This window comes from Clostridium sp. YIM B02506, assembly GCF_022324845.1.
Taxonomy (GTDB): domain Bacteria; phylum Bacillota; class Clostridia; order Clostridiales; family Clostridiaceae; genus Clostridium_T; species Clostridium_T intestinale.
The window spans coordinates 44420-53166 of sequence record NZ_JAKGTG010000031.1 but is presented as its reverse complement, the minus strand read 5'-3'; the positions used below and the strand labels follow the sequence as shown (position 1 = coordinate 53166).

Below are 8747 nucleotides of genomic sequence, written 5' to 3'. Positions count from 1 at the left end.
CTAGTTAGAGTTTTCAACATAGAAATAAATATTCGTATTTATTTCTATGGTTTTATAATACGAGGAAATTATACACATTATTGCTGTAGCAATCCGACGTAGGAGTGGTTGCGTTAAATTCATTTATTAGACATGAAATACTCCTAAAGAATAAAAAAACAAGAAAATTGAGCGCCTGCCAGTTTTTCCTCACATGCGTTTGGAAAGGCAGATGCGCAAAAAAAGTCGACGGCTCATAATCGCCTTGGCGACTTTTTTATTTACATTTACATTTAAATAAGTAATTAGTTAAATAGGCTAAAGATTAGGCAAAACAACAGGCTAAACACTTTATTATATAAGAGACTAGGTACAAGGGCCCAAGATGAGGCCCAAGATAGGGGTCAAGACGAACTTTGATGTGGTAGACGCTTCTTTCAGCATCAGTCTAATCTTTTATTGATAGAAGTTAAAAGGAATTTGATGGAGCTTGAGAGGAAGCTCCTACAGGGAAGAAGCTAAAAGGAATCTAATGAAGGCTGGGGAACGCCTTCTACAGGGCAGGAGTGCAGAAGTTAAAAGGAATTTAATGAGCCTTGAGGAGAAGGCTCTACAGGGCAGAGGTGCACTGCTAATCGGTAGACACGCACTGCTGATCTGTAGAAGTTCGAAGAACTTCATCAAATTCCTTCTCTTCCTCAGCGTCAATCTAATCCTTTATTAATAAAGTTAAAAGGAATTTAATGAAGCTCTTGAGAAGAAGAGCTTCTACAGAATAGAAGTTAAAAGGAATCTAATGAAGGCTGGGGAACGCCTTCTACAGGATAGAAGTGCACAAGTTAAAAGGAATTTAATGAGCCTTGAGGAGAAGGCTCTACAGAATAGAAGTGCAGAAATTTAGAAGTTTAGAAAAACAGAACATCAGAACATCAGAACATCAGAAGTTGAGAAAAATTTTTAAATGGAAATAGGAATTTAATAAGATTGAGTAAAAGCGCTTACAATACGAATTATTACAATTGAATATATAATTAAAATACGTCACATAACGAAAGAAAAATGATTTTTGGCATATTTAGTTGACTTTTTTGAAGCTCAATGGTAATCTTAGGTTGAAATAAGGTCTAAGTTAGCAGTACATGTGATATAAATTTAAATCCAATTTTACTTTGATTTTTCAAAGTCTGTTGGATAAATTTCATGCTTCATATTACTGTAAAAATACAATTGGGGGTTTATCATGTCAAAGATAAAAACTATATTTGTGGAAAAAAAATCTGGCTTTGAAGTTGAGGGAAAAGGCTTATATGAAGACTTTACCAGTAATCTATTAATTGAAGGAATAAAATCAGTAAGAGTTATAAACAAATACACAGTTGGTGATTTACAAGAAAAGTTTGAAGAAAAAGCTATAAACTCAATATTTTCCGAACCAATGGTAGATAAAGTTTCTTTAGAGAAAATTAACTTAAAAAGTGATGAATGGGGATTTTGTGTAGAATATCTTCCAGGACAATATGATCAAAGAGCGGCATCTGCAGAAGAATGTTATGAAATATTAACAGCGGGAGAGAAGATTAAAGTAAAGTCTGCAAAGGTAATTATTATAAAAGGTGAACTATCAGAAGAAGATAAAGAAAAGATAAAATCTTATTATATAAATCCAGTTGATTCAAGAGAAGTTGAAATAAATTCAAGTGAGCTTTTCACAGTAAATTCAATTCCAGAAGATGTTAAAATCCTTGAGGGATTTATAGCATTAACTAAAGAAGGAATTGAAGCATTTCATAAAGAACTTTCCCTAGCTATGAGCCTAGAGGATCTTTTACTCATCCAAGAGTATTTTAAAGAAGAAAACAGAAATCCATATATTACAGAAATAAAGGTTATAGATACCTATTGGTCTGATCACTGTAGGCATACTACGTTTTTGACCACAATTAATAATATAGAAATTGAAGAAGGAACTTATAATAAAGCATTAATAAATAGTTTCGAGGAATATAGAAAATCAAGAGAATATGTTTATGGAGATTCAGAAAGAGATATATGTTTAATGGACATAGCTGTTTTAGCAACTAAGGAGCTTAGAAAAAAAGGTTTATTGAAGGATTTAGATGAGTCAGAAGAAATAAATGCTTGCTCAATTAAAGCTAAGGTTGAAACATATAAGGGCATTTTTGATTACTTAATAATGTTTAAAAATGAAACACATAACCACCCAACGGAGATAGAACCTTTTGGTGGTGCAGCTACATGCCTTGGTGGTGCTATAAGAGATCCACTTTCAGGCAGAAGTTACGTTTATCAAGCTATGAGAGTAACAGGAGCAGGTGATCCTACTGAAAATATCAAAGACACTTTAAAGGGAAAACTTCCTCAAAGAACTATAACTTTAGGTGCAGCTCATGGGTACAGTTCTTATGGTAACCAAATAGGTTTAGCTACAGGTCAAGTAGCTGAAATATACCATAACAACTACAAAGCTAAGAGGATGGAAATTGGTGCGGTTATAGCAGCTACTCCATTTGAAAATGTTAGAAGAGAAAGACCAAATCCAGGGGATATAGTAATACTATTGGGTGGAAGAACCGGAAGAGATGGAATAGGTGGAGCTACAGGTTCTTCTAAAGAACATACTGAAGAATCTATTGAAGTTTGTGGTGCAGAGGTTCAAAAAGGTAATGCACCAACAGAAAGAAAACTTCAAAGACTATTTAGAAAAAAAGAAGTTGCAAACCTAATTAAAAGATGTAACGACTTTGGAGCTGGTGGGGTTGCAGTTGCTATAGGAGAGTTAAGTGAAGGCTTAGATATAAATTTAGATAGAGTTCCTAAAAAGTATGACGGTTTAGATGGAACAGAACTTGCAATATCAGAGTCACAAGAAAGAATGGCAGTAGTTGTTGAAAAAGAGGATGCAGAAACTTTTATAAGGTATGCACAGGAAGAAAACATAGAAGCAACAATAGTTGCCGAGGTTACAGATAAAAAAAGAGTAAGAATGTTCTGGAGAGAGAATCTAATAGTAGATTTAAAGAGAGAATTTTTAGATACTAATGGGGCTAAAGCTTATACTGATGTTAAGGTAGATCTTCCAAAGGATAAGGCTTCTGTATTTAATAAAGAGGTTAAAGGAAGTAAGAGAGAAAACTTCCTAAAGGTTTTGGAGAGCTTGAATGTGGCTTCTCAAAAAGGATTGGTTGATAGATTTGATTCTACAATAGGAGCTAACACAGTTTTAATGCCTTTTGGTGGGGAAAGTCAATTAACTCCAGCAGAAGGAATGGCAGCTAAGGTTCCTACAGAGGATGGAACTTCTAAGGATGCTACACTTATGACTTTTGGATTTAATCCAGAGATTGGGGTATGGAGTCCATATCATATGGGATTTTATTCAGTAATAGAGTCACTTACTAAGATGGTTTCTATGGGAGGAGATTATAAGAAAACTTATTTAACCTTCCAAGAGTATTTTGAAAGACTAGGAACTAAAAAGGAAAGATGGGGCAAACCTTTTGGAGCTTTACTTGGAGCATTTAAGGTGCAAAAAGAATTAGGATTAGCTGCTATTGGGGGAAAAGATTCAATGTCAGGAAGTTTTGGGGATTTAGATGTACCTCCAACATTAGTATCTTTTGCAGTAGCTTTAGAAAAAGCAGACAATATAATATCACCAGAATTTAAAAATATTAATTCTAAATTAGTTTTAGTTAAAACCTCAAGAGATGATGAAGAGATGTTAAATTTTGAAGAGTTTAAAGCTAATATGGATAAAGTAGTTGAATTAATTAAAGTTAAAAAAGTTATATCTTCCTTTAGCATTAAGTTTGGTGGCGTTTCAGAAGCTTTAGTAAAAATGGCTTTAGGAAACGGAATAGGGGCTAAGGTTTGTAATCTTTCAGATGAAGAGTTATTTAATATAAGCCCAGCAAGTTTATTACTTGAAGTTAAGGAAGATGTAAATATAGAGGAAATCTTTAAAGGAACTAACTTTAAGGTAATTGGGGAAACAATAGAAGAAAGAGTTATAGATGTAGATGGAGAAAAACTTTCTTTAGATGAGTTAGTTAAGGTATGGAAAGATAAATTTGAAGGCGTATTTAAAAGTGAAACTTCTAAAGTTAATGAGGAAGTAAAAGCTGTTCCTTCTATAATTAAAGAAATAAAAACTCCAGTTATAAAAATAGCTAAACCAAAGGTAGTTATACCTGTATTCCCAGGAAATAACTGTGAAGATGATTGTGAAAGAGCCTTTAATAAAGCTGGTGGAGAATCAAAACAAGTTTTATTTAGAAACTTAAATAAGGATATGCTTATTGATTCAATAAATACTTTAGAGAAAGAAATAAGAAACTCACAAATAATCATGATACCTGGTGGATTTTCAGCGGCTGATGAACCAGATGGTTCAGGTAAATTTATAGCTACAGTATTTAGAAATGAAAGAATTAAAGATGCTGTTATGGATCTTTTAAATAATAGAGATGGATTGATTTTAGGAATATGCAATGGCTTCCAAGCTCTAGTTAAGTTAGGTTTACTTCCATATGGGGAAATAAGGGATATGCAAGATTATATGCCTACATTAACTTATAACAATATCGGAAGACATATGAACTCATTAGTAAAAACTAAAATTACTTCTAAAATATCACCATGGTTCTCAGAGGTAAACTTAGGAGATATTCACACAGTTCCAATATCTCATGGGGAAGGAAGATTTGTAGCATCAGAAGAGGTTTTAGAAGAATTAATTAAAAATGGTCAAATAGCTACTCAATATGTTGATAATGAAGGAAAGGTATCTCTTAATATGCCATTCAATCCTAACGGAGCGGTAGTTGGAATAGAGGGAATAACCTCACCAAACGGAAGGATATTAGGTAAAATGGCTCATTCAGAAAGAATAGGAGAAAATTTATATAAAAATGTAAGTGGAAACTTTGATCAAAAAATATTTGAAGGTGGAGTAAATTACTTTAAATAGTAGTGGAGGAGTAGAATTATAATGGAAAAATTAGAAATGATGTATGAAGGAAAAGCAAAACAGATATTTTCTACAGAAAAAGAAGATGAAATCATAGTTTATTATAAGGATGATGCCACAGCTTTTAATGGGGAGAAAAAAGGAAGTATAGAAGATAAGGGTGCTTTAAATAATGAAATAACTTCATTACTATTTGAGGTATTAAATGAAAAGGGAATTGAAACACATTTTATAAAAAAACTAAGCGAAAGAGAACAGCTTTGCAAAAAAGTTGAAATAGTACCACTTGAAGTAATAGTTAGAAATGTAGCGGCTGGAAGTATGGCTAAAAGATTAGGACTTGAAGAAGGAACTGAACTTAAAACCACAGTATTTGAAATCTGTTATAAAGATGATTCATTAGGAGATCCTCTTATAAATGATTATCACGCTGTAGCAATAGGGGCAGCTAGTTTTGAGGAATTAGATACAATATATGAAATTACAGATAAGATTAATGAAGTTTTAAAAGAAGTTTTCCTAAACCTTAATATAAAGCTTATAGACTTTAAGTTAGAGTTTGGAAGATATAAGGGAGAAATAATCTTAGCAGATGAAATATCTCCAGACACTTGTAGATTCTGGGATGCAACTACTAATGAAAAACTTGATAAAGATAGATTCAGAAGAGATCTTGGAAATGTTAAAGACGCCTATATAGAAATTCTAAACAGAATTAAAAATATTAAGTAAGAGAGAGGTTTAGTTATGCTAATTGATCCAAATGTTGACAAGTTCAAAGAAGAATGTGGTGTTTTTGGTGTTTACACAAATGGGGGAGTGGATGTAGCTAGACTTACTTATTATGGTCTATATGCTCTTCAACACAGAGGACAAGAAAGTGCTGGAATTGCGGTATCAAATGGAGAAGAGATTAAGCTTCATAAAGAGTTAGGATTATTAACAGAAGCTTTTACGGAAGAGGATATAAATAAATTAAAAGGTGACATTGCTATAGGTCATGTAAGATATTCAACTACAGGATCAACTAAGGTTGAAAATGCTCAGCCGCTACTTTCTAGTTATAAACTAGGTTCAATTGCTGTAGCCCATAATGGAAATCTTGTTAATGTAGATATGCTTAGAGGACTTCTTGAAGATGTAGGATATGTATTTCATACAACTATAGACACTGAGGTAGTAATAAGTCTTATAGCTAGAGGAGTAAATAAGGGAATAGAGGCAGCCGTTTATGATGCTATTGGAGCTATAAAGGGATCTTTTGCTATGGTTATTGAAACAAAGGATAAACTTATAGGTGTAAGAGATCCATATGGAATAAGACCTTTATGTTTAGGAAAAATAGATGAAGGTTATGTATTAACATCAGAAAGCTGTGCCTTTGACACTATAGGAGCTGAATTTATAAGAGATATTGAGCCAGGTGAAATTGTAATAATAGATGAAAATGGGGTAAAGAGCATTAGTTATTCTGAAAAAACAGGAGGACATACATGTGCTTTTGAATACATTTATTTTGCAAGACCTGATTCAGTTATTGATGGAATAAACGTTCATCAATCAAGGGTAAGAGCTGGTGAACAATTGTTTAGAGAATCTCCAATAGATGCAGATGTAGTTATAGGAGTACCTGACTCTGGAATACCAGCAGCTGTTGGATATTCAAAAGCATCTGGAATCCCTTTTGATATGGGTTTTGTTAAAAATAGATATGTAGGAAGAACTTTTATAACACCAAGTCAAGAACTTAGAGAAAGAGCTGTTTCAGTTAAGCTTAACCCTCTAAAGTGCAATGTTGAAGGTAAAAGGGTTGTTCTTATAGATGATTCCATAGTTAGAGGAACTACTTCAAGACATTTAATAGAGTCATTAAGAAAAGCTGGGGCTACAGAAGTTCATTTTAGAGTGGCTTCGCCAGTTGTACAATTTCCATGCTATTTTGGAATAGATATTTCCTATAGAAAAGAACTTATTGGGGCAAATAAGACGACAGAAGAAATATGTGATTTCATAGGCTGTGACTCTTTAGCATATTTAAGCCTTGATGGACTTAAAGAATCTTTAGGCAATAACAGTATTAATGGATTTTGTTTAGGTTGTTTAAATGGTAAGTACCCAGTGAGTACACCGATTGAAATAGATAAAAATTATTTGGAAAGGTAGGATCAGCATGCTAACTTATAAGGATTCAGGAGTAAATATAGAAGAAGGTTACAAAAGTGTGGATTTAATAAAAAAATACGCACAGCAGACATTATCTAGTTATGTTTTAAATGGACTTGGAAGTTTTGCAGGAATGGTTGAACTTCCAGAAGGTTATAAAAAACCAGTATTAGTTTCAGGAACAGATGGAGTGGGAACTAAGCTTGAACTGGCATTTAAAAGCAAAAAGTATGACACTGTTGGAATAGACTGCGTTGCTATGTGTGTAAATGATATTCTTTGCCATGGTGCAAAACCATTGTTTTTCTTAGATTATATAGCTTGCGGAAAGTTAGATGCAAGTGTGTCTAGTGAAATAGTAAAAGGGGTTTGTGATGGATGCCTTGAGTCAGATGCTTCTCTTATTGGAGGAGAAACAGCAGAAATGCCAGGCTTCTATAAAGAAGGAGAATACGATATAGCAGGTTTTGCAGTTGGAATAGTTGATAAGGACAAAATAATAAATGGAAGCAATATAAATGAAGGAGATGTTCTTATAGGGCTAGCTTCTTCTGGAGTTCATTCAAATGGATTTTCATTAGTTAGAAAACTTTTCCCAGATATTTTTGAAAAATATAAGGGAGAAGAGATATGGAAAACACTTTTAACTCCTACAAAAATCTATGTAAAACCAATATTAAGTTTATTAGATAAGTATGAGATTAAAGGAATGGCTCACATAACTGGTGGAGGATTTATAGAAAATGTTCCAAGAATGTTTACTAAAGAAAATCAAACAGCAGTTATAAAAAAGGATTCATATCCACTACCAGATATTTTTAACTTGTTAATAGAAAAGGGCGCACAAAAAGATAACATGTATAACACTTTCAACATGGGTATAGGCTTTATGCTTTGTGTAAATAGAGAAGATGCTAATAAGGTCATTGAGGAATTAAATGCTTTAGGAGAAAAGGCATATGAGATAGGATATGTTAAAGCAGGAGGTGAAGGAGTTTGCTTAGAATAGCAGTTTTAGTTTCAGGAGGGGGAAGCAATCTCCAAGCTATTATTGATGGGGTTAAAGATGGTAGCCTAGATTGTGAAATTAAATATGTTATTGCAGACTCTGAGAAGGCTTACGGCTTAGAAAGAGCTAGGGTTAATGGAATAGAGGCAATAAGCTTTGATAGAAAAGAATATAAAAGGGAAATTTCAAATAAGATTTTAGAACTTATAAGAGATAAAGTGGATTTAATTGTTCTTGCGGGATATCTTTCTATATTAGATGGAGAGATATTAAAGGAATTTAGAAATAGGATAATAAATATTCATCCTTCTCTTATTCCTTCCTTTTGTGGCGGAGGAATGTATGGAATAAAAGTTCATGAAGCTGCTATAAAAAAAGGGGTTAAATATTCAGGGTGTACAGTGCATTTCGTAAATGAAGAAGTAGATGGGGGCGAAATACTTCTTCAAAAGGTTGTGCCAGTGCTTGAGGAAGATACTCCAAAGGAGCTACAAGAGAGAATATTAATAGAAGAGCATAGGATTTTGCCAGAAGCTATAAAACTTATTGCAGAAGGAAAAGTAAAAATAGAAAATGGCAGATGCTATTTAGTATAAGGAGGATAAC

Annotated in this window: 6 protein-coding genes; all 6 read left to right on the top strand. The window is 33.1% G+C overall.

Annotated features, from left to right (window positions below):
* Window positions 1-511 precede the first annotated feature (511 nt).
* The 6 genes from L1S49_RS18820 to purN all read left to right on the top strand — a co-directional run bounded on the left by L1S49_RS18820 (window position 512) and on the right by purN (window position 8737).
* The gene (locus L1S49_RS18820) at window positions 512-703 is read left to right on the top strand and encodes a hypothetical protein (RefSeq protein WP_238906923.1); all 192 of its coding nucleotides are present in this window, start codon (window positions 512-514) and stop codon (window positions 701-703) included.
* Between the two features lie 516 nt (window positions 704-1219).
* The gene (locus L1S49_RS18815) at window positions 1220-4969 is read left to right on the top strand and encodes a phosphoribosylformylglycinamidine synthase (RefSeq protein WP_238906922.1); all 3750 of its coding nucleotides are present in this window, start codon (window positions 1220-1222) and stop codon (window positions 4967-4969) included.
* A gap of 21 nt (window positions 4970-4990) precedes the next feature.
* Complete coding sequence (purC, locus tag L1S49_RS18810; protein WP_021802327.1) at window positions 4991-5701, top strand: phosphoribosylaminoimidazolesuccinocarboxamide synthase; 711 nt, start codon at window positions 4991-4993, stop codon at window positions 5699-5701.
* Between the two features lie 15 nt (window positions 5702-5716).
* A complete protein-coding gene (gene purF, locus L1S49_RS18805; RefSeq protein WP_073015664.1) occupies window positions 5717-7132 on the top strand; it encodes an amidophosphoribosyltransferase in 1416 nt (471 codons plus the stop codon).
* Between the two features lie 7 nt (window positions 7133-7139).
* Window positions 7140-8141, top strand: coding sequence for a phosphoribosylformylglycinamidine cyclo-ligase (gene purM / locus L1S49_RS18800; protein WP_238906921.1), 1002 nt, complete (start codon window positions 7140-7142; stop codon window positions 8139-8141).
* Complete coding sequence (purN, locus tag L1S49_RS18795; RefSeq protein ID WP_238906920.1) at window positions 8129-8737, top strand: phosphoribosylglycinamide formyltransferase; 609 nt, start codon at window positions 8129-8131, stop codon at window positions 8735-8737. Before purM ends, purN begins: the two co-directional genes overlap by 13 nt.
* Window positions 8738-8747: the final 10 nt, after the last annotated feature.